Consider the following 21,040-nt stretch of genomic DNA (forward strand, 5'->3'; position numbering starts at 1 on the left):
ACGTGGAACACTTCGATCTGGCAATCATCGGCACGGGTTCTGGCAACAGCATCCCCGACCCCGGCGTCGACCCCAGCTACGGCGACATGCGGGTGGCGATCTGCGAGCAGGGCACCTTCGGTGGCACTTGCCTCAACGTCGGGTGCATTCCCACCAAGATGTTCGTCTACGCCGCCGAGGTCGCCGAGACCATCCGGCACAGTGCCCGATACGGCATCGACTCGACGATCGACAAGGTCCGGTGGTCCGACATCGTCGACCGCGTCTTCGATCGCCGCATCGACCCGATCGCGGCGGGCGGGGAACGATACAAGCGCGGCCTGCCCAACGTGCGGGTGTACGCCAGCCACACCAGGTTCGGGCCCACGCAGGCCGACGGCCGGTACACGTTGCGCACCGACGACGGCGACGAGTTCACCGCCGACAAGGTGGTCATCGCCGCGGGCTCGCGGGTGCACGTTCCGCCTGCCATCGCCGAGTGCGGCGTCAAGTACCACACCAGTGACGACGTGATGCGGATTGCCGAGCTTCCCGAGCACTTGGTGATCGTGGGCGGCGGTTTCGTGGCTGCGGAGTTCGCGCACGTCTTCTCCGCCTTGGGCGTGCGCGTCACGATCGTGGTCCGCGGTGACGGTCTGTTGACCCACTGCGACGAGTCGATCTGCCATCCGTTCACCGACCTCGCCACGGCGAAGTGGGATCTGCGCACCCACGAGAACGTGGTCGGCGTGCAGCAGCGCGTTGGCGGCTGCGTACTCGAGCTCGACGACGGCAAGACCATCGAGGCCGACATGCTGTTGGTCGCCACAGGGCGGGTGCCGAACGGAGATCAGCTCGACGCGGAGCTGGCAGGCGTCGAGGTCGACGACTCGGGCATGGTGGTCGTCGACCAGTACCAAAGGACTTCCGCGCGTGGCGTCTTCGCGCTCGGCGACGTCTCGTCGGCGTATCAGCTCAAGCACGTCGCCAACCACGAGATGCGGGTCGTGCGGCACAATCTGCTGCTCGACTGGGACGACACCGAGTCGATGCGCGCCTCCGATCACCGCTTCGTGCCGTCGGCGGTGTTCACCGATCCCCAGATCGCGATGGTGGGCATGACCGAGGACGAAGCCAGGGCCGAGGGCTACGACGTGGTGACCAAGGTGCAGAAGTTTGGCGACACTGCCTACGGCTGGGCGATGGAGGACGAGCACGGGATCGTCAAGCTGGTCGGCGACCGGGCGACCGGCAAGATCCTCGGCGCCCACGTCATGGGGCACCAGGCGTCGTCGATCATCCAGCCGGTGATTCAGGCGATGACCTTTGGGCAGACCGCCAAAGAGGTTGCCGAGAACCAGTATTGGATCCATCCGGCGCTGCCGGAGGTCATCGAGAACGCTCTCCTCGGGCTGGTGCAGGGCTAGACCGTTGGCGCGGGTCGGGCCGTGACGCCAACTCCCGCTCGGTGTTGAGTCGGTTCAGATGCTTCCACAACGCCAACTCACGGCCCGACCTCGCATTTTCAGGCTATCACGTGAACACATGAACAGTTGGACAGATGAGGCTTTTCGCCCCTAGGCTTCGTGGTGCACGGAACACGCATTGCGAGAAGGGAATTGCATGGCCGAGTACGCCCTACCCGATCTTGGTTACGACTACGGAGCGCTCGAACCTCACATCTCCGGCGAGATCAACGAGATTCACCACGGTAAGCACCACGCAACCTACGTCAAGGGTGTCAACGACGCCGTCGCCAAGCTCGAAGAGGCGCGCGCCAACGACGACCACGCCGCAATCTTCGGAAACGAGAAGAACCTGGCGTTCCACCTCGGCGGCCACGTCAACCACTCCATCTGGTGGAAGAACCTGTCCCCCAACGGCGGTGACAAGCCCACCGGCGAACTGGCCGCCGCGATCGACGACCAGTTCGGCTCCTTCGACAAGTTCCGGGCCCAGTTCACCGCAGCCGCCAACGGGTTGCAGGGTTCGGGCTGGGCGGTGCTCGGCTTCGACACCCTTGGCCAGCGACTGCTCACCTTCCAGCTCTACGACCAGCAAGCCAACGTGCCGCTGGGCATCATCCCCCTGCTGCAGGTCGACATGTGGGAGCACGCCTACTACCTGCAGTACAAGAACGTGAAGGCCGACTACGTCAAGGCCTTCTGGAACGTCGTCAACTGGGCCGACGTCCAGGACCGGTTCGCAGGAGCCACCACCAAGGCTCGGGGCCTGATCTTCTAGCGCACGGCAGTTGCGCTGCCGCCCGGCCGCCGTCGTGTGAAGGTGGTTCCCATGAACGGCGTCGAGGCGGCAGCGTGCTGATTGCGCAACTGTCGGATCCCCATGTCCGGCCCAAGGGCGAGCTCTATCACGGGGTGGTGGACTCCAACGCCGGCCTCGCGGCGGCGGTCGAACACGTGCTGACCCTGGACCGCCGCCCGGATCTGGTGCTGATCACCGGAGATCTGGTCGACCACGGCGAGCCGGCCGAGTACGAGAACGTCCGGGAAGTCCTTCTGGCGCTTCCCATTCCGTTCCTCGTCATCCCCGGCAACCACGATGATCGCGAGAACTTCCGGGCGGCGTTCGCCGACCACGACTACCTACCTCGTCGTGGACCGCTGCACTACTGCGTCGACGACCATCCGGTGCGCATCATCGGTTTGGATTCCACGGTGCCGGGCCTTCATCACGGACACCTCGACGACGCCGGCCTGGAGTGGTTGGGCGCGACGCTCGCGCAGGACACCGAGAAGCCGACGCTGATCATGCTTCACCACCACCCGTTCGTCAGCGGCATCCCGTACCTGGACGAGTACCGGTACTTCGAGGGCGCCGAGCTTCGTGCCGTCGTCGAACGCGCACCGAACGTCGAGATCGTGGTGTGCGGACACGTCCACCGGTCCATGGTCAGACGCTGGGCGCGAACGGTGATCGTCACGTGCCCGAGCACCACGACGCAGATCGACCTTCAACTCGCGGCGTCGGCGCAACCCTCCAGCCACGACGGACCACGTGGGTACCTGCTGCACCTCTGGGACGAGCAGGACGGGATGACGAGCCACGCCAGGCAGCTCGGGGACTTCGCGGGCCCCTATCCGTTCGCCTGAGACTCCCAGCGTTCTTCGATGCGCCCGAAGCGCCACACCGCGAGAGCGATCACCCACACCAGCACGAACAAGCCCACGATGGTGAAGCCGACGAACTCCAGGTCCGCCGAGCCGATGAACGCCAACGGCCCCGACTCGATGCCGAGCCGGTCGACCAGCAGGCCGATGAGCACGATGCCGCCGATCACCAGGGCGACGAACACCGACAGCAGCGTGATGGTCAGGTTGTAGTACACCTTGCGGATCGGCTTGAGGAACGCCCACCCGTAGGCCTTCGCCATGAACACTCCGTCGGCGGCGTCGAACAGGCTCATGCCGGCCGCGAACAGTACGGGCAGCACCAGGATCGCGTACCAGGGCAGCGTGAAGGCCGCCGTGCCCGCGGCGAGCACCAGCAGGGCCACCTGCGTGGCGGTGTCGAAGCCGAGCCCCATCAGCAAGCCCACCGGGTACAGGTGCCACGGCTTGCTGACCCGTCGCATCACGCGCCCGAGCAGCCGGGCGAGGAAGCCGCGACTGTTGAGTTGACGTTCCAGCTCGGCCTCGTCGAACTCACCGGTCCGCATCTCGCGGAACACCTTTGCGATGCCGACGACGGCGAACAGGTTGGTCAGTCCGATCAGGATGAGGAACGTGCCTGCCACCAGGGAGCCGATCAGGCCGAGGGTCTGCAGCATCGAGGAATTCTCGTCCTGGACCGGCCCGATGAGCGCCTTGACGCCGAGGGCCAACAGGAACGCCAGCCCGAACACCACACTCGAGTGCCCAAGGGAGAACCAGAAACCGGTGGACAGCGACCGCTTGCCTTCGCCCACCAGCTTGCGGGTGGTGTTGTCGATGACCGCGATGTGGTCGGCGTCGAAGGCGTGCCGCACCCCGAGCAGATAGGCGGTCAGGCCCAGGCCCACACCGAACACGCCGGTGGAGCCCAAGGTGATGTGCTGCGGGGCGACGCCGAAGACCAACACCCCCCAACCGAACACGTGGAGGAAGACGACGACGGCACTCATGCCTGCGATGGACAACCAGTCCGACCGATACAACCTGCCCACCACGGTCGGGCTGGGCGGGGACTCCGACGACGTACCGAGGATCACGCGGTCGAGCCTATGGGGGCGTCCGCACGCCTGTCTAGCTGTACAGATGTTCAGGTCGACGGACTACCCGGATGGGCAGGTCAACCGTGCGCGGCGCCTATCCAGTGCAACAGATCGTGGACGATCTCGTCGTCGAGCCGGTATGCCACCGACCGCCCGACCCGGGTGCTGCTCACCCACCCCTGCTGGCGGAGCACCCGCAGTGCCTGGGACACGGAATTCTCCGAACGGCCCACCACGGCGGCCAGGTCGCTCACGCAAATACCCGGGGCCCGGTGCAGGCTGAGCAGGATCTCCAGCCGGTTGGGATCGGACAGCAGGTCGAATCGCAGGGTCCAGCCGCTGATGTCGACGTCGGACAGCGCCGACGACGCACGTCGCACGATCGCCTCGCCGCCAGCTTCCATGCCTGCAACTTAGTCGACCGGCTGGCCGACTACTAGCTGTCCAGGAACCCGTGCAGCAGCGCCGCCGATCCCCACACGTGCGCCGCCATGGTCTCGGCGGCGCCGTCGACGTCCCCGGCCAGGATCGCCATCACGATCGCCTCGTGCTGCTCGTCGGAGTGGACGATGTTGCGCGCGAGCAACGGGATGTGGTCCAGCAGTTCGTTGAGCCGCATCCGGTTGTCGGCGACCAGAGGCACCAGCGACGGCGCCCCTGCCGCCTCGGCGATCGCGAGATGCAACCGGGAATCCAGCCGCCGGTAGTCCTCCAGCGCGGCGCCCCGAACGTCCGCCAGCCGGGCCCAGAGGGTTTCGCGTTCGGTGGCGGCCAACGTCCGGCCCGCCGCCATCCGGGCCGCCCCCACCTCCAGCACCTCGCGCAGCCGCAAGGTGTCGTCGATGTCCGCGCGACTGAACCGCACCCCGTCCGCGCTGGGGGCCGGCAGGTCGTCGGCCAGGAACGTGCCGCCGTATCGACCGCGGCGCGACACCAGGTATCCGGCGTCGGACAACGACCTGATGGCGTCGCGCACGGTGTCGCGACTCACCCCGAGCCGGGCGGCGAGTTCCCGTTCCGGCGGCAGCGACTCACCCGGCTCCAACAAGCCGAGTCGGATGGTTTCGAGCAAGCGCCCCACGGTGTCCTCGAAGGCGTTGCCCAGCCGAACCGGACGCAGCAGTGACGTCGATGCCGCCTCCGCGGCGGGGCACTCGCTGGCTGGCTGCGGATCCGGTGTGGGGTGGGCTGTCATGTCATCTACAGCGGCGTGACGTAATGGCCGGTGATGCCGCCGTCGACGAGGAACGTCGACCCGGTGATGAACGACGCGTCGTCACTGGCCAGGAACGTGACGGCAGCAGCCAGTTCGTCGGGCTCGGCGAACCGTCCCATCGGCACGTGGATCAGGCGGCGCGCGGCGCGCTCCGGGTCCTTCGCGAAGAGTTCTTGCAGCAGTGGGGTGTTCACCGGGCCTGGGCACAGCGCGTTGACCCGAATGCCCTGCCGTGCGTACTGGATGCCGAGCTCCCGAGACATCGCGAGCACGCCGCCCTTGGACGCGGTGTAGGAGATCTGCGACGTCGCCGATCCGTTGACCGCGACGAACGACGCCGTGTTGACGATCGAACCCTTCTGCGCCGGGACCATGTGTCGCAGCGCGGCCTTGCAGCAGAAGAACACCGACTTGAGGTTGATGTCCTGCACGCGGTCCCACGCGTCGATGCCGGTGACCTCGATCAGGTCGTCCTCCGGTGGGCTGATGCCCGCGTTGTTGAACGCGATGTCGACCGAGCCGTGGGTCTCGGCGGCAGTGTCGAACAGGTTGTCGACGGCCGCCTGGTCGGACACGTCGACCTGGACGAAGGTGCCGTTGAGGTCTGCTGCGACGCTCTTGCCGGAAGTGGGGTCGATGTCGCCGATCACGATCGTCGCGCCCTCGGCCCGCATCCGCTTGGCGGTCGCGAGACCGATACCGCTGGCGCCGCCGGTGATGACGGCGACCTTGCCCGCCAGCCGCTGGGTCAGATCCATCTACAGCTCTCCAATCGCAAAGAAGACGTTCTTGGTTTCGGTGAAGTGCAGCGGCGCGTCCGGTCCGAGCTCGCGCCCGAGTCCCGACTGCTTGAAGCCGCCGAACGGTGTGTTGTAGCGGACCGACGAGTGCGAGTTCACCGACAGGTTGCCGGATTCCACCGCACGCGACACCCGCATCGCCCGCGACAGGTTGTCGGTCCAGATGGAGCCGGACAGGCCGTAGGGGCTGTCGTTGGCGAGTTCGATCGCGTCGGCCTCGTCGTCGAACGGCAGCACGGTGACGACGGGTCCGAAGATCTCCTCGGTCACGGTGCGGTCGGAGCGCTGCGGGGTGAGAACCGTTGGCGGGAACCAATATCCGGGCCCCTCGGGAGCCGAGCCGCGGAAAGCCACCGGTGCGCCGTCGGGGACGTAGGACGACACGGTGTCGAAGTGTGGCCGCGACACCAGCGGTCCCATCTCACTGTCCCGTGACGTCGGGTCACCGACCACGACTCCCTTGACCGCGGGCTCGAGGAGCTCCATGAACCGGTCGTAGACGTTGCGCTGCACCAGGATTCGGCTACGTGCACAGCAGTCCTGGCCGGCGTTGTCGAACACGCCGTACGGCGCGGTGGCGGCGGCCTTCTCCAGATCGCAGTCGTCGAAGACGATGTTGGCGCTCTTGCCGCCGAGCTCCAGCGTCACCCGCTTGACCTGCTGGGCCGCACCCGCCATCACCTTCACGCCCACCTCGGTGGAACCGGTGAAGACGATCTTGCGGACGTCGGGGTGGCTGATGAACCGCTCCCCCACGACCGAGCCCTTGCCGGGCAGCACCTGGAAGAGCCCGTCGGGAAGGCCCGCCTCGAGGCCAAGCTCCGCCAGCCGCATCGTGGTCAGCGGGGTGATCTCGGCCGGCTTGACCAGGACGGCGTTGCCCGCGGCGAGGGCAGGCACGAAGCCCCACGACGCGATGGTCATCGGGAAGTTCCACGGGGCGATGACCGCGACGACCCCGAGGGGCTCGTTGAACGTGACGTCGAGACCACCGGCGACGGGAATCTGCTTGCCGGACATGCGTTCCGGGCTGGCCGAGTAGAACTGCAGCACGTCGCGGACGTGACCGGCCTCCCACTCGGCGTTGCCGATCACGTGCCCGGAGTTGGCGACTTCCAGCGCGGCCAACTCGTCGACGTGGGCGTCGACCACCGCGGCGAACGAGCGCAGCGCGGCGGCCCGCTCGGCAGGCGCCAGCTTGGCCCACGTCTTCTGGGCGGACTTGGCGCGCGCCACCGCGTCGTCGACGGCGGGTACGTCGAGCAGCTCGACGGTGCGCAGCACCTCCTCCGTCGCCGGGTTGATCAGTGTGGACGTGCTCACGCGCTATTCCTCTCCAACGTTGAATGCTTCTTCGATGCGTATTCCGCGGCGGCCTCGACGACGCCGGCGAACAAACGCAGGTCGTCGAGCCGCTCCTCCGGGTGCCACTGAACGGCCACGACGAAGGCGTCGCCGTGCTTTTCGACGGCCTCGATGACGCCGTCCGGATCCCAGGCACTCGCCATCAGCCCCGTGCCGAGCTCGGCGATGGCCTGGTGGTGGTAGCACTGGGCGTCGGTGGTCGTGCCGATCAGCGCGGCGAGCCGGGTCCCCGGCACGGTCTGAATCTTCGAGGTGCTGAACACGGCGTTGCCCAGCTGGTGCTGGTAGTGCCCGACCACGTCGGGCAGGTGTTGATGCAGGGTGCCGCCGAGTGCCACGTTGAGGACCTGCGCGCCGCGGCAGATGCCCAGCAGGGGCAGGTTGCGCGCCAAAGCGCCTCGCACCAGGGCGAATTCCCACGCGTCGCGGTCCAGCGCCGGCTCGTCGGTGCGCTCGTGCGCTTCTTGGCCGTATCGGGCGGGGTCGACGTCGCGGCCACCGGTGACCACCAAGCCGTCGAGACCGTCCAGCACGCGGTCGACGACGTCGTCGTCGACCGGCTGCGGCGGAAGCAGCATCGCGATGCCACCCGCGGACGTGACGCCCTCGACGTAGACGGCGGGCAGGAAGCTGGCCCGCACGTCCCAAACCCCCGTCTGGGCCTGCTGCAGATAGGTGGTCAGACCGACTGCAGGTCTAGAGCCGTTCGAAGCCACGGCGCCTCTCCCAGTCGGTCACCGCCGAGTTGAACGCCTTCAGCTCGACGCGGGCGTTGTTCAGGTAGTGCTCGACGACGTCGTCGCCGAATGCCTCGCGTGCCACCGTGGAGGACTCGAACAGCTCGGCCGCCTCGGCAAGCGTGGTCGGAAGTCGTTCGGCGCCACTCGTATACGCGTTGCCTGCACACGCCTCGGGCAACTCGAGCTGCTGGTCGATGCCGTGCAAGCCGCCGGCGATCAGCGCCGAGACGGCGAGGTACTGGTTGACGTCACCGCCCGGCGCGCGGCACTCCATCCGCATTCCGTGGCCATGGCCGACCACCCGCAGGGCGCAGGTGCGGTTGTCCATGCCCCACGCGACGGCGGTCGGGGCGAAGCTGCCGTCGACGAATCGCTTGTAGGAGTTGACGTTCGGTGCGTAGAACAGCGTCAGTTCACGCAGCGTGGCGAGCTGACCGGCGACGAAGCTGCGGAACATCGGCGACATGCCGAGCGGATCGTCGTCGTCGGCGAACACGGCCGACCCGTCCTCACCGCGGAACGACAGGTGGATGTGGCAGCTGTTGCCCTCCCGCTCGTCGAACTTCGCCATGAAGGTCAGGCTCTTGCCGTGCTGGTCGGCGATTTCCTTGGCGCCGTTCTTGTAGATCGTGTGGTTGTCGCAGGTGACCAGCGCGTCGTCGTAGCGGAAGCCGATCTCCTGCTGACCAAGGTTGCACTCGCCCTTGACGCCCTCGCAGTAGAGGCCCGCGCCCTCCATGCCGTTGCGGATGTCGCGCAGCAACGGCTCCATCCGCGTGGACGCCAGCATGTTGTAGTCGATGTTGTAGTCCGTGGCGGCCGTCAGCTTGGTGTAGCCCTTGGCCCAGGCCTCGCGGTAGGAGTCGTCGAACACGATGAACTCGAGTTCGGTGGCTGCGACGGCGGTCATTCCCCGCTGCGCCAGCCGGTCGAGCTGCGTACGCAGGATTCCGCGCGGCGCCGGACCCACCGGCGAGCCGTCGTGCCAGCCGAGGTCGGCCATCACCAGCGCGGTGGCGGGCAGCCACGGGATTCGGCGCAACGTGGAGAAGTCCGGCGTCATCACCATGTCGCCGTAGCCGGCTTCCCAGCTCGACATCTTGTATCCGTCGACGGTGTTCATGTCGACGTCGACCGCGAGCAGGTAGTTGCAACACTCGGCGCCGTGAGCGATCACGTCGTCGACGAACAGGCGCGCGGAGATCCGTTTGCCGGTCAACCGCCCCTGCATGTCGGTGAACGCGACGATGACGGTGTCGACCTCGTGCTCGGCGACCATCTTCTTCAACTCGGAGAGCTCCAACGTCATCTGCCCTGCCTCTCAAAACCGACGAACATGGGTGTGAGTCAACCATTGGAAGCGGATCACCGCGCGTTTCGGTCATAGATTTACACGACCGTCACCGCCAAAGGTAGGACACCAGACCATTGCGGCTCTATTCTCCCTACCAGTGAGCGCCCTCTTGGGCGCTGCCCCGAGAAGGAGAAATACCGTGCCAGAGGGTCACGAAGAACTGTCTGACGACGAAAAGCACCTCGCATCACTCGGCTACACCCAAGAGCTCAACCGCAACTGGTCAAGCTTCAGCAACTTCGCCATCTCGTTCTCGATCATCTCGATCCTGGCGGGCTGCTTCACCTCGTTCGGCCTCGGCTGGAACAACGGCGGCCCCGCCGCCATCGCCTGGGGCTGGCCGATTGTCTCGCTGTTCATCCTCATCATCGGACTCTGCATGTCCGAACTGGTATCGGCGTACCCCACCTCCGGCGGCATCTACTGGTGGGCGAGCAAGCTGGGCGGCGCCAAGGCCGGCTTCTACACGGGCTGGCTGAATCTCATCGGGCTGATCGCCATCCTCGCATCGGTGGCCTACGGCGCGGCGACGTTCCTCGACCTCACCCTCGGCACGTTCAGCGAGACGTGGCTGGCCGGCTACAGCCTGACGAGGGTCTTCGTCATCTTCCTCGTCATCCTGGCGCTCTCCGCGACCGTCAACATCTTCTCCTCGCACCTGCTCGCGGTCATCAACAACATCTCGGTCTGGTGGCACGTGGCGGGCGCGACCATCGTCATCGCCATCCTGATCGTGGTGCCCGAACAGCACGCCAGCCTGTCGGACGTCTTCGCCAAGACCATCAACAACACCGGCATGTTCGGCGGCGCCACCTCCGGTGTGGGGTGGCTGCTCTTCGTGCTGCCGATTTCGGCAATCCTCACCCAGTACACGATCACCGGCTACGACGCGTCGGCGCACCTTTCCGAGGAGACCAAGAGCGCGGCCGACGGTGCGGCCAAGGGCATTTGGCGCTCCATCTTCTACTCGGCCATCGGCGGCTGGATCCTGCTGCTCACCTTCCTCTTCGCCGTGAACGACTCCGACGCGGTGTCGGCGGGCGGCGGCGCGGTCGCGGTGATCTTCAGCCAGGCGATGGACTCGCCGTGGGTGGGTGTCGTGCTGCTCATCTCGACGGCCGGTCAGCTGTTCTGCACCACCGCCTGCCAGACCAGCAGTTCACGGATGCTCTTCGCGTTCAGCCGCGACCGCGCCGTGCCAGGTCACCAGCTGTGGTCCAAGGTCAGCAAGAACAAGATCCCGGCCAACGGCGTGATCGTCACCGCCGTCATCGCGGCGATCATCACGCTGCCGGCGCTGGTCCAGGTCGACATCAACGGCGCACCCGTGCCGGTCGCCTTCTTCGCCGTCGTCTCCATCGGCGTCGTAGGTCTTTACCTGTGCTTCGCGGTGCCGATCTACTACCGCTGGAAGGCCGGGGATTCGTTCCCCGTCGGCAAGTGGAATCTGCGCGGTCACCACAAGTGGATGGCGCCGGTCGCGCTCGTCGAGATCATCGTCACCTCGATCATCGCCATGTTCCCGACCTCGTTGGGCGGCATGCCGTGGGACCCGAGCTTCGAGTGGAAGTTCGTCAACTACACCCCACTGCTCGTCGGCGGCGTGCTGATCCTGCTGTTCATCTACTGGCACGTGTCGGTGAAGAAGTGGTTCACCGGACCCATCAAGCAGGTGACCACCGTCGCCGAGGAACTCGACCTCACCTAGACCGCTCATCCGCTTCGGCGACAGACCCCCGGGCCCCTCGTGCGTCACCGCCGAGGGGCCCGGTGCTGTGACCGGATGACGAACTAGCCGAACAGTTCTCGAACGTCGGCGTCGGTGAGGGCCGTCCCGAAGACGTCGCCCTCGTCGACGACGGCGGCGAACAGTTCGCGCTTTCGGTTCTGCAGCGCGACGACCTTCTCTTCGATGGTGCCCTCCGAGACGAGCCGGTAGACGGTGACCGGACGCGTCTGGCCGATGCGGTGCGTCCGGTCGACGGCCTGAGCCTCGGCGGCAGGATTCCACCACGGATCGCAGATGAAGCAGTAGTCGGCCTCGGTGAGGTTGAGCCCAAAACCGCCCGCCTTCAGGCTGATCAGGAACACCTGGTTGACACCCGCCCTGAAGTCGTTGATCGCCTGATCCCGCTGTTGCGAACTCGACGACCCGTCTAGATAGCTGTACCGCACCCCGACGGCGTCCAGATGGCTGCGCAGGATCGCGAGGAAGCCGGTGAACTGGCTGAACACCAGCGCGCTGTGCCCTTCGGCCACCAACTCGGGCAGCTGCTCGACCAGGAAGTCGACCTTGGCCGCCGCGACGTCCATCTTCGACTCGTCGACCAACCCGACGTGGAGGCTGAGCTGCCTCAGCAGTGTCAGCGACCGCAGGATCTGGAAGCGGTTCCTCTCCCAATCACCAAGCAGCCCAAGCACTTTCTGCCGCTCGCGGGCCATGTGGGTGTCGTAGATCCGTCGATGCTTCGGGCCGAGGTCGAGCGCGAGGACCTGCTCCTGCTTCGGCGGTAGCTCACCTGCGACCTGCCCCTTGGTGCGCCGCAGCATCATCGGCTTGATGCGCCGGCGCAGAACGGCGAGCCGTTCCCGGTCGGTACCCGATTCGATCGGCTTGCGGAAGTGCTGGGTGAAGACCGCCGGCGACGGAAACAGGCCGGGGGCGGTGATCGACAACAGCGACCACAGCTCCATCAAGTTGTTCTCCATCGGCGTGCCGGTGATGGCGAGCTTGAAACGGGCGTCCAACCGTCGCACGCACTGATGGGTCTTGCTGTTGTGATTCTTCACGAACTGCGCCTCGTCGAGAATCACTCCCGCCCAGTCGATTCCGGCGTACGCCTCGAAGTCGATGCGCAGGATGGCATAGGAGGTGACCACGATGTCGGCGGTCGCCGCTCGCTCGGCCAGCGACGTCCCCGATCGGGCCTCGGTGCTGGTCACCGCCACCGCCGTCAAACCCGGTGTGAAACGGCCACACTCGGCAACCCAGTTGGTGACGACGCTCGTCGGCGCGACGACCAGGAATCTCCGCGGCCCCTGCTCGGCGACGCGGGCGATCAGGGCGAGGGTCTGCACGGTCTTGCCGAGCCCCATGTCGTCGGCCAACACCCCACCCAGCTGGTTGTCCCACAGGAACGACAACCAGCTCAGGCCGTCGAGCTGGTAGTCGCGCAGCGTCGCGTCGAGACCGACGGGCACCTCGACCGGCACGGGCGGGCGCGCGGCGGTCCGCATCGCCAGGCTCTCCTGCCAGCCGGCGAGTTGTTCGTCGACCACGCCGAGGGCCAGCAGTTCCTCCCACAGGGTGACGTTGTGGGAGCCCGCGTTCACCCGGTCGCCGTCGATCTCGCCGAGCGCGCGGGCCTCGTCGATCAGTTCCCGCAGGCGCAGGAGTTCCGGCGTGTCCAGCCGGAAGTAGACGCCGTTGGGCAGAAGCATGTGCGTTGCGCCCATTGCCAATTCGGCGATGACCGAGGCGATGGACACCTCCTGGCCGTCGATCGTCAGCGAGATGCCAAGGTCGAACCAGTCGTTGCGGACCGGCTCGTCGTCACCGCTGCCGAACTGCAGCTGAGGTGCGCTCTCGGCGGCACGGAAGTTGGGCACGCTCAGGTCCACGTCGAGGACGAAGTCGTCCCGGCAGTCCAGGGCGGGCAGCACCTCGCCGACGAGCACCGCCGCCTCGGTCAGGGTGAGGTCGACCCCCGAAAGCAGGGTGGCGGGCGACGCGGCCGCGGCGGCAGTGACGGCATCGTTGGACCGCGCGACCGCGGTCATCTCGTCGATCAGCGCAGCGAAGAGGGTCCGCTTGGCCAGCTGCTGAAGGTGGTGTGCGGCTTGTTGCTTCCAGGTCCGCGAGGCCGACGCGACGGCTCGCAACGCGGGGAGCACCGCGTCCCACATCAGGGTTTCGGCGTCGCCGTTCCGGTAGCCCGTGCGCTGCGCGACGGACCCCGGCTCGAACTCGTGGTGGCGGTCGTTCACCAGGTAGCGGGTGGTCCAGTACGCGCGCATGCCGCCCGAGGTGGACTTCAGCGTCAGCACCGCCGTCGGCCCACTGATCGTCGGCGGGGTGAACAGGCCGTCCTGCACGTCCACCTGCGTGACGTCGGCCAACCGGGGAAGGACCTCCAACGAGAACTCCGGCACCATGTCGGCGGGAATGTGCAGCACCTCCCTGCGGAGGACGAGGTCCAGCGTCGTGCGCCCGGGCACCGGGTCGAACCGGCCAAGCCGGAGCACGCCGTCGACGATCGTGTACATCCCGTGCGGCACGGGCGATCCGATGAGACCGACGTCGTCGGTCGGGCAGCGCTCACCGTCGACGACCATCGCGACCGTCATCGTCGCGCCACCCGCGTCGTCGGAGACGAAGTCGAGCCGCAGCTGAGCGCTCTTGACGAGGTCGACCCCGGTCAACCCGCTCCCGGCGTGGGCGACGATGGTAACCCCGGCGTCCATCGCGTCGGTCAGCCGAGACCAAAAGCCGGACGGCACACGGGAAATCGTCATGACGTCGTTGATCGGCACGATGCCGGACCGCTGGGCGTCGCTGACCAGGGCGCGCAAGGCGTCGTACTGTCCGCGGTCGAACTCGCCTGCGGCGGCGTGGTAGGACAACCGTTGCCAGTTGACCCCGGTCCTGATCCAGGTGCCGCGCTTGCCGACGGTGACGGGGCGCAGCGCGATCTCGGCACGCGGGCGATAGCGAGTCGGTGGCGAGATGGAGAACTCCAGGCCCATCGGCGCGGCATCCTCGGTACCCATCGGCGCCAACTCGTCGAGCATCTTGGTCAGCACGGTGCGCCAACGGTCGACGGCGGGCGGAGGCGACTGATGGTTGGACGACGCCGTCAGCAGCAGCGCGACAGCGTGCTTGCAGTAGACCCCCACCGGGCACGAGCACTCGGCCCACACCAGCCGAAGATCGTCACCAGAGCGCTGGAATCCGGCGGCCACCTGATACCGATGGCCGTCCGAACCCGAACAGAGGCCGGTGAGCTCGAGACCGTCCTCGTTCCAGTCGGCGTCGCTGACCCGTCCGAGGTCGGCGTACCGGGTGCCACGACTGACCGTCGCCGAACCGAACTCGGCGACCAACTCACCGATGTTGAGGACGAAGCCGAGTGGCGGCACCATGGACAGAGGATAGTGACGACCGCCGACACTGCGTCGGCGACCAACTCACCAGGTGCTGGTGCGCAGCACGATCTCGGCGGCCAGTTGGGCCGTGGACTCCTGCGCGTTGCGGCGACCGAGCAACTCCACGATGCGGTAGTCGCCGTAGACGTATCGCTGACTGGCCTTGGCCACGGTGCGCGCCGCGGGCGAACTCACCAGCGCGGTGGTGTTCACCTCGACGGGCGGGCAGTGCTCGTCTCGGACGTCGCCCGCCTGATCCGGCACGCGCGGATGCCCGCGGTCGACGACGACCAACCCGATGAACCGGTCAAGCCGGGTGGCGGCCAACTCCCAGGCCAGTTCTCCCCCGACCCGGTCGCCCACCAGAAGCGCCCACCGCACCCCGACGGAGTCGAGGATCCCGACGACGGACTTGGGGCTCAGCCGCGGATCGGGCGCGATGACCACCGTCCGCAGCGATGCCGTGTGCAGGCGTTCGCAGATCGCGTCGTAGGCCGCCGGCCCTTGCGCGGCCCCCAGCAGGACGACGACCGACCCCTTCTCGGGGCCGGACACGTCGACTGTCGCGGGAAACCCGTCGACGGTGAGCACGGTCGATGGCATTGCGCCACGCTACAGGGGTCTGATCGTGTTCAGTCGGGTTTTCACGGCCTTGCAACCCAACCCTCAGGGTTGCCTCAGCCGCTCGGCCTGCTTGGCGGTCACGTCCAAAAACGTTTGCGGCAGCGACCCTTTGACCGGGATGGTGGAATCCGGGGTCGGGAACGCGATGCCGAACATTCCCCACTCGCCGACGTTCTCGAACGTGAAGTAGACGCTGCTCTCCTCGCCCTGCAACTGCATGGTCTGCTGATAGGTCAGCGACTGCGCGCGCGACGACTCCATCTTGGTGGTCGTCATCAGGATCGGCTCCGACGCCTTGTCGAAGTAGGTCACGTACAGCTCACAGCGGGCCGCCGTGGCTTCGAGGCGACGCAGGTCCAAGGCGGCCACCAAGACCGTCATCACGATCCGTGCTCCGTCGTAGGACACGTTGTACTTCGCGGAGCTTCCCGGCCCGCGCTCGACCGACGCCGCGATGTCCTTGGTCAACCCGTCGGCGCACCCCTCGGGTTCGGACTCCATCGCCGGCGGCCGGTCCGCTCCGTCGGGGGTGCCTTGTTGCTCGACGACGCGGTCGAACCGGACACCGGGCGGGAAGTCCTCGGCGGTCGGCAACGTGGCGTTCAGTCGCGCACCCGGCCACGTCGGGGTGCCCTCGACGGCGCAGCCGGACAGGGACACGACCGTTGCGCTCGCGATGACGACTGCCTTGGACGCCAATCCCATCCTTGAAGGCTACTCAGCGACGGTCGAGGTGCGAGGTGATCACGGGGCGCGACGGCGCACCCCCAGCCAGCAGATCCGTCACCGCGTCGAGGTCGAGGTGTTCGGCGAGCAGGTCGGCCATCGCGTCGAGTTGGGCGTCACGCCGGCCGGTGACGTCGACGTCGTCGGCGACGACGAAACCGCGCCGGTCGGCCGCCGTGGCGGCGTCGGTAAGCCATTGGCGTCGCACGTCGTCGTTGTCGAACAAGCCGTGCCAGTGCGTGCCGTACACGGCGCCGCGCCGGATGCCGACGTCGAGCCAGGAGTCCTCGGACGTCCGTGCCACCTGACCGTGGTGAATCTCGTACCCGCGCAACGGCGTCTCCCAGTGCTTCAGGGTCTTGTCCGTGACGAAGACGATGTCGGCGTCCAGTAGGCCGAGCCCCTCGACGCGTCCCAGGCGCGACTCGACCGGGTCGTCGACGGTCCTGCACAGCATTTGGAACCCTCCGCAGATGCCGACGACGGCGCGCCCGGACGCCGCGTGCGCGAGGACGCCGTCGGCGAGTCCGCGCTCTCGCAGCCACTCCAGGTCCGACACCGTGGCCTTGCTTCCCGGCAGGACGACGACGTCGGCGTCGGCCAGGTCCGCGACGTCGGCGACCCACCGGACCACCACGCCCGGCTCACACGCCAGCGCCTCGACGTCGGTGGAGTTGGAGATGCGGGGCAGCCGTATGGCCGCGACCCGCAGCGTGTCGGTGCCTCGCGCTTGCTCGGGTATCCCCACGATCCGGTGGGATTGGACCGACAGCGAGTCCTCCGCGTCGAGCCACAGACCGTCGTCGTACGGGACGACGCCGTAGGTGGGCCGCCCGGACAGTCGCTCGAGTTGGTCCAGGCCGGGTGCCAGCAGGGCAGGGTCGCCGCGGAACTTGTTGACCACGAAGCCCGCGATGAGCCGCTGGTCGTCGGGTTCGAGCACCGCGACGGTGCCGAAGAAGTGCGCCAGCACCCCGCCGCGGTCGATGTCACCGACCACGATCACCGGGAGGTCCGCCGCCCGCGCCAGCCCCATGTTGGCGAGATCGGTTGCGCGCAGGTTGATTTCGGCGGGTGAGCCGGCGCCCTCGCAGATGACGACGTCGAATTCGCTTCTCAGGGAGTCGAGTTGGTCGTTGACCACCTTGGCGAGCATGGCGCGATGGTGGAAGTAGTCACCCGCGGCGACCGTGCCGACGACCTGGCCCATCACCACCAGCTGTGAGGTCCGGTCCCCACCCGGTTTCAGCAGGACGGGGTTGAATCGCACGCTCGGCTCGAGGCCCGCCGCCCTGGCCTGCATGGCCTGGGCGCGACCGATCTCACCGCCCTCGACCGTGACGGCCGAATTGTTGGACATGTTCTGCGCCTTGAACGGCGCAACGCGAATACCCTTGCGCGCCAACAGTCGACAGAGGCCGGCGACGACCGTCGACTTGCCTGCGTCGGAGGTGGTGCCTGCGACCAGCAGTGCGCCGGTCACTCCGGGAGCGTCAGGATCTCGGCGCCGTCGTCGGTGACCACCAGGGTGTGCTCGAACTGTGCGGTCCACTTCTTGTCCACCGTGGCGACCGTCCAGCCGTCGTCCCAGATTTCGTAGTCGAGCGCACCGAGGTTGATCATGGGTTCGATGGTGAAGGTCATGCCGGGTTCGAGCACGGTGTCGACCGCGGGCTGGTCGTAGTGCAGGACCACCAGTCCGTTGTGGAACGTGGTGCCGATGCCGTGGCCGGTGAAGTCACGAACGACGTTGTAGCCGAACCGGTTCGCGTATGCCTCGATGACGCGGCCGACGACGGACAATTGTCTGCCGGGCTTGACGGCCTTGATCGCCCGCATGGTTGCCTCGTGGGTGCGCTCGACGAGCAGTCGGTGTTCCTCGGACACCTCGCCGGCGAGGAAGGTGGCGTTGGTGTCGCCGTGGACGCCGTCGATGTAGGCGGTCACGTCGATGTTGACGATGTCGCCGTCCTGGACGACCGTCGAGTCGGGGATGCCGTGGCAGATGACCTCGTTGAGCGACGTGCAGCAGGACTTGGGGAAGCTCTTGTAACCAAGCGTCGAGGGGTACGCCCCGTGGTCGACCATGTAGTCGTGGGCGATGCGGTCCAACTGATCGGTGGTGACACCGGGTGCGACCGCCTTGCCCGCCTCGGCGAGCGCGTTGGCCGCGATGCGACCGGCGACGCGCATCCGCTCGATTATGTCTGGCGTCTGAACCCACGGCTCGGAGCCCTCCTGCACGCTGGACTTCCAGGCGTATTCGGGGCGCGAGATCGACTTGGGCACCGGGAGCGTCGGGGAGAGCTCACCGGGGCGGAGTGCGGTGCGAACGGACATCGTCCCAGCCTAACTAACCCCTGCCGAACAGCGACTTTCGCGGTCCGCGGACGTCGACGGAACCGCAGAAGGCTCGGCCGGTGAGGATGACGTGCGGCGACCCCTCGGCGGGTGCGTCCTTGCGGTGGTCGCGGGCACTGCCGACGACCACTTCGACGTCGTCGATCGACGCGCTCGCCCCGTCGGGCAGCCGGATGTCCACCGACCCGAACTTCATGTCGAGTTCGATCACGACGATCGGTCCGGCGAACCGCGCCCTGGTGAGGTCGAGGTCGACCGAGCCCATGCGCCGCACCAGCGACAACCGGGTCGGCACGATCCACTCGCCCTGGCGTTTCAGCGAGCCGAGCACACCCCGGAGTTCGACCCGGTCGGTCGCGGTCGTGACGATCGCGCCGGGCCCGGGCAGGTCCTCGACGAGCGCGGCGAGTTCGGAGTGCAGCCGGGCCTGCGAGACCGCGGCCGACCGTTCTTCGAACTCGTCGATGTCGATCAGCCCGAGCGCCACCGCGTTGTGCAGGCGGCGCAACGTGCCGTTGCGGTCCGCGTCGGAGATGCGGAGCACCAGGCCTTCGCTACCAAAGATCTCGGAGTTGCTGCTCATGATCACTGCCCGTCCCTTCGCCAGGACCAGGCTACTCAGGACAGGTAGTCCGGTGGCATTCCGTTGAGCATGTCCCGGCACATCCGCACGGCGAACTCGGAGCTACCGCCGCCGACGATCAGCGCGGCGAACGCGAGGTCGCCGCGGTAGCCGGCGAACCAGGCGTGCGAACCGCCGTCGAATTCGGCCTCACCCGTCTTGCCGCGGACGTCGCCACTGCCGTTGAGGTCCTTCGCCGTGCCGTTGGTCACGACGAGCTGCATCATCGGACGCAATCCGTCGACCATCTTCTCGGTGATGGTGGGAGCGTCACCCGACACTTCGGTGTGCCTGCCCACGATGAGTTGGGGCACCGGCGTCTTTCCCGCGGCGACCGTCGCCGCGGCCAGCGCCATGCCGAAGGGGCTGACGAGCACGCGGCCCTGGCCGAAGCCGTCCTCGGTGCGTTCGGTCAGGTTCACCGTCGGGGGGACGGATCCGGTGACGGTCGTGATCCCGTCGACGACGTAGTCGGTCCCGATGCCGTATTGCGCGGCCGCGGTGGTCAGACCCCGTGGCGGCATCCGGCTGGCCAGCTCGGCGAAGGTGGTGTTGCAGGAGTTGGCGAAGGCGCGCGACATCGGCACGGTGCCAAGGTCGAAGCCGCCGTAGTTGGGGATGGTCCGCTGCCCGATGTCGATGTGGCCGGGGCAGCCGAGAAGGGTGTTGGGCGTCGCCATGTCGCGGTCGATCGCCGCACCCGCGGTGACGATCTTGAACGTCGACCCCGGCGGGTACAGACCCGTGGTGGCGGCGGGTCCGTCGGCGTCGGCGGCGGCGTTCTGGGCGACGGCAAGGATCTCGCCGGTGGACGGCTTGATCGCGACGATCATCGCCTTTCTGCCGACCATGTCGACGGCGTCCTGGGCGGCGTCCTGAACCGCCCGGTCGAGGCTGATGGTCACCGAAGGTGCTGGGGCGCCGGGGGTTTCGTCGAGTACGTCGACGTCGGCGCCGTTCTGGTTGACGCTAACCACGCGCCAGCCCGCCTGGCCGTCGAGCTCGTCGGACACCGACTTCTTGACCTGGTTGATGATGTCGGGGGCGAATCGGTCGTCGACGGGGAGCAGTTCGGCATGCGGGGTGATGACGACGCCGGGCAGGTTGCCGATCGCGGGCGCCACGGCGTCGCGGTCGGCCTGCCGCAGCGTGACGAGGTTCAGCGGGGTCGCCGACGAGCTCGCCGTCTCGGCCAGGCGCTGGGCGTCCATGGTCGGGTCGAAGCGGCGCAGCGTGTCGGCGACGATCCTGGCCGTCGGCATGAGGTCGCCGCCTGCGGCCTTCGCGTCGAGCGCGTAGTTGTACAGGAATCCCGGCCGGAGCACGTCGCTGCCGCCGCGTTCGTTGACCGATGCGCGGGGCGGGGCGTCGGCGCGCAGGGCAAGGGTCTGGTTCTCCCCGAGGCTCGGGTGCAAACCCGTTGCGCTCCAACGGACTTCCCAACGGCCCTCGTCACGGACCATGTTCAGCCGGCCGTCGTAGGTCCAGGTGCGGTTCTTCGGAAGGTGCCAGGTGTAGCGGTAGGCGATGCTGCCGGTGTCCTCGGCGTACTTCGATCCGAGGATTTGCGCGTCGAGCTTGGTCGCCTGTAGGCCGGCCCAGGCTTCGTTCAGGGCCGCCCTGGCGACGGCGGGGTGGTCACTGAAGTCGGCGGCGGCGCCGGTGTCCCCCTTGGCGAGCGCGGTGAAGAACGCCGTCGCCACCGGTTCGGGCCCGTTGGGCCGTGGCGTGCAGGCGCTGAGTCCGCCGGCGGCCGCCATCACCGCGAGGACCGTGAGGAGACCAGTGACTCGTGATGCGGATGAGGTTCGTGTTGCCATTGAGACTGATGTTAGAAGCCGTCGCGGTTCAACACCCGGAGGCGCACCGAGACCGGAACGTAATTGGCTGGGGAT

18 protein-coding genes are annotated in these 21,040 nt (G+C 67.3%); 4 read left to right on the plus strand and 14 right to left on the minus strand.

Annotated elements, in window-relative coordinates:
- The first annotated feature begins 2 nt into the window (after nt 1-2).
- The 3 genes from mtr (at nt 3) to ASD37_RS05340 (ending at nt 3,092) form a co-directional block, all read left to right on the plus strand.
- A complete protein-coding gene (mtr, locus tag ASD37_RS05330) occupies nt 3-1,406 on the plus strand; it encodes a mycothione reductase (RefSeq protein WP_056548791.1) in 1,404 nt (467 codons plus the stop codon).
- 196 nt (nt 1,407-1,602) lie between these two features.
- A complete protein-coding gene (locus ASD37_RS05335) occupies nt 1,603-2,223 on the plus strand; it encodes a superoxide dismutase (RefSeq protein WP_056548793.1) in 621 nt (206 codons plus the stop codon).
- Between the two features lie 74 nt (nt 2,224-2,297).
- Nucleotides 2,298-3,092: a phosphodiesterase gene (locus ASD37_RS05340; protein WP_056548795.1), complete on the plus strand. Its 795-nt coding sequence runs from the start codon at nt 2,298-2,300 to the stop codon at nt 3,090-3,092.
- Here ASD37_RS05340 and ASD37_RS05345 read toward each other — a convergent pair.
- The 7 genes from ASD37_RS05345 to ASD37_RS05375 all read right to left on the minus strand — a co-directional run bounded on the left by ASD37_RS05345 (nt 3,077) and on the right by ASD37_RS05375 (nt 9,622).
- On the minus strand, nt 3,077-4,186 hold the full coding sequence (locus ASD37_RS05345; protein ID WP_370072472.1) for a HoxN/HupN/NixA family nickel/cobalt transporter: 1,110 nt from the start codon (nt 4,184-4,186) through the stop codon (nt 3,077-3,079). The two genes, ASD37_RS05340 and ASD37_RS05345, sit on opposite strands and share 16 nt — an antisense overlap.
- Nucleotides 4,187-4,269: 83 nt before the next feature.
- A complete protein-coding gene (locus ASD37_RS05350; RefSeq protein ID WP_056548798.1) occupies nt 4,270-4,596 on the minus strand; it encodes a helix-turn-helix transcriptional regulator in 327 nt (108 codons plus the stop codon).
- Nucleotides 4,597-4,628: 32 nt separating this feature from the next.
- Nucleotides 4,629-5,387, minus strand: coding sequence for a FadR/GntR family transcriptional regulator (locus ASD37_RS05355; protein WP_056548802.1), 759 nt, complete (start codon nt 5,385-5,387; stop codon nt 4,629-4,631).
- Nucleotides 5,388-5,392: 5 nt separating this feature from the next.
- Nucleotides 5,393-6,166 (minus strand): 3-oxoacyl-ACP reductase, encoded by a 774-nt coding sequence (locus ASD37_RS05360; protein ID WP_056548803.1) that lies wholly within the window; start codon nt 6,164-6,166, stop codon nt 5,393-5,395.
- Entirely contained in the window at nt 6,167-7,531 is a 1,365-nt protein-coding gene (locus ASD37_RS05365) for an aldehyde dehydrogenase (protein ID WP_056548805.1), read from the minus strand.
- On the minus strand, nt 7,528-8,289 hold the full coding sequence (locus ASD37_RS05370) for a gamma-glutamyl-gamma-aminobutyrate hydrolase family protein (RefSeq protein WP_056548808.1): 762 nt from the start codon (nt 8,287-8,289) through the stop codon (nt 7,528-7,530). The genes ASD37_RS05365 and ASD37_RS05370 overlap by 4 nt, the downstream gene beginning before the upstream one ends.
- Nucleotides 8,270-9,622, minus strand: a complete 1,353-nt coding sequence (locus ASD37_RS05375) for a glutamine synthetase family protein (protein WP_056548810.1) — start codon at nt 9,620-9,622, stop codon at nt 8,270-8,272. Before ASD37_RS05375 ends, ASD37_RS05370 begins: the two co-directional genes overlap by 20 nt.
- 184 nt (nt 9,623-9,806) lie before the next feature.
- On the opposite strand from ASD37_RS05375, the gene ASD37_RS05380 reads away from it, so the two are divergent.
- A complete protein-coding gene (locus ASD37_RS05380; RefSeq protein ID WP_056548811.1) occupies nt 9,807-11,375 on the plus strand; it encodes an amino acid permease in 1,569 nt (522 codons plus the stop codon).
- 83 nt (nt 11,376-11,458) lie between these two features.
- On the opposite strand, the gene ASD37_RS05385 is transcribed toward ASD37_RS05380, so the two are convergent.
- The 7 genes from ASD37_RS05385 to ASD37_RS05415 all read right to left on the minus strand — a co-directional run bounded on the left by ASD37_RS05385 (nt 11,459) and on the right by ASD37_RS05415 (nt 20,965).
- A complete protein-coding gene (locus ASD37_RS05385) occupies nt 11,459-14,809 on the minus strand; it encodes a DEAD/DEAH box helicase (protein ID WP_056548813.1) in 3,351 nt (1,116 codons plus the stop codon).
- A gap of 45 nt (nt 14,810-14,854) precedes the next feature.
- On the minus strand, nt 14,855-15,415 hold the full coding sequence (locus ASD37_RS05390; protein WP_056548817.1) for an alpha/beta fold hydrolase: 561 nt from the start codon (nt 15,413-15,415) through the stop codon (nt 14,855-14,857).
- A gap of 63 nt (nt 15,416-15,478) precedes the next feature.
- Nucleotides 15,479-16,141, minus strand: coding sequence for a hypothetical protein (locus ASD37_RS05395; protein WP_056548818.1), 663 nt, complete (start codon nt 16,139-16,141; stop codon nt 15,479-15,481).
- A 13-nt stretch (nt 16,142-16,154) separates the two neighbouring features.
- Nucleotides 16,155-17,645: a cobyric acid synthase gene (locus tag ASD37_RS05400; RefSeq protein WP_056548820.1), complete on the minus strand. Its 1,491-nt coding sequence runs from the start codon at nt 17,643-17,645 to the stop codon at nt 16,155-16,157.
- On the minus strand, nt 17,642-18,502 hold the full coding sequence (map, locus tag ASD37_RS05405) for a type I methionyl aminopeptidase (RefSeq protein ID WP_056548823.1): 861 nt from the start codon (nt 18,500-18,502) through the stop codon (nt 17,642-17,644). The genes ASD37_RS05400 and map overlap by 4 nt, the downstream gene beginning before the upstream one ends.
- Nucleotides 18,503-18,515: 13 nt before the next feature.
- The gene (locus tag ASD37_RS05410) at nt 18,516-19,106 is read right to left on the minus strand and encodes a DUF1707 domain-containing protein (RefSeq protein ID WP_056549890.1); all 591 of its coding nucleotides are present in this window, start codon (nt 19,104-19,106) and stop codon (nt 18,516-18,518) included.
- A 35-nt stretch (nt 19,107-19,141) separates the two neighbouring features.
- Nucleotides 19,142-20,965: a penicillin-binding transpeptidase domain-containing protein gene (locus ASD37_RS05415; protein WP_056548825.1), complete on the minus strand. Its 1,824-nt coding sequence runs from the start codon at nt 20,963-20,965 to the stop codon at nt 19,142-19,144.
- Between the last annotated feature and the right edge of the window lie 75 nt (nt 20,966-21,040).

The organism is Mycobacterium sp. Root135, assembly GCF_001426545.1.
Lineage (GTDB): Bacteria > Actinomycetota > Actinomycetes > Mycobacteriales > Mycobacteriaceae > Mycobacterium.

What these genes read in the sequence shown, in the direction of transcription:
- ASD37_RS05390 (WP_056548817.1), bottom strand. Translation starts at nt 15,415, where the DNA reads ATGCCATCGACCGTGCTCACCGTCGACGGGTTTCCCGCGACAGTCGAC.
- map (WP_056548823.1), bottom strand. Translation starts at nt 18,502, where the DNA reads ATGTCCGTTCGCACCGCACTCCGCCCCGGTGAGCTCTCCCCGACGCTC.
- ASD37_RS05375 (WP_056548810.1), bottom strand. Translation starts at nt 9,622, where the DNA reads ATGACGTTGGAGCTCTCCGAGTTGAAGAAGATGGTCGCCGAGCACGAG.
- ASD37_RS05395 (WP_056548818.1), bottom strand. Translation starts at nt 16,141, where the DNA reads ATGGGATTGGCGTCCAAGGCAGTCGTCATCGCGAGCGCAACGGTCGTG.
- ASD37_RS05360 (WP_056548803.1), bottom strand. Translation starts at nt 6,166, where the DNA reads ATGGATCTGACCCAGCGGCTGGCGGGCAAGGTCGCCGTCATCACCGGC.
- ASD37_RS05350 (WP_056548798.1), bottom strand. Translation starts at nt 4,596, where the DNA reads ATGGAAGCTGGCGGCGAGGCGATCGTGCGACGTGCGTCGTCGGCGCTG.
- ASD37_RS05335 (WP_056548793.1), top strand. Translation starts at nt 1,603, where the DNA reads ATGGCCGAGTACGCCCTACCCGATCTTGGTTACGACTACGGAGCGCTC.
- ASD37_RS05385 (WP_056548813.1), bottom strand. Translation starts at nt 14,809, where the DNA reads ATGGTGCCGCCACTCGGCTTCGTCCTCAACATCGGTGAGTTGGTCGCC.
- ASD37_RS05415 (WP_056548825.1), bottom strand. Translation starts at nt 20,965, where the DNA reads ATGGCAACACGAACCTCATCCGCATCACGAGTCACTGGTCTCCTCACG.
- ASD37_RS05410 (WP_056549890.1), bottom strand. Translation starts at nt 19,106, where the DNA reads ATGAGCAGCAACTCCGAGATCTTTGGTAGCGAAGGCCTGGTGCTCCGC.
- ASD37_RS05355 (WP_056548802.1), bottom strand. Translation starts at nt 5,387, where the DNA reads ATGACAGCCCACCCCACACCGGATCCGCAGCCAGCCAGCGAGTGCCCC.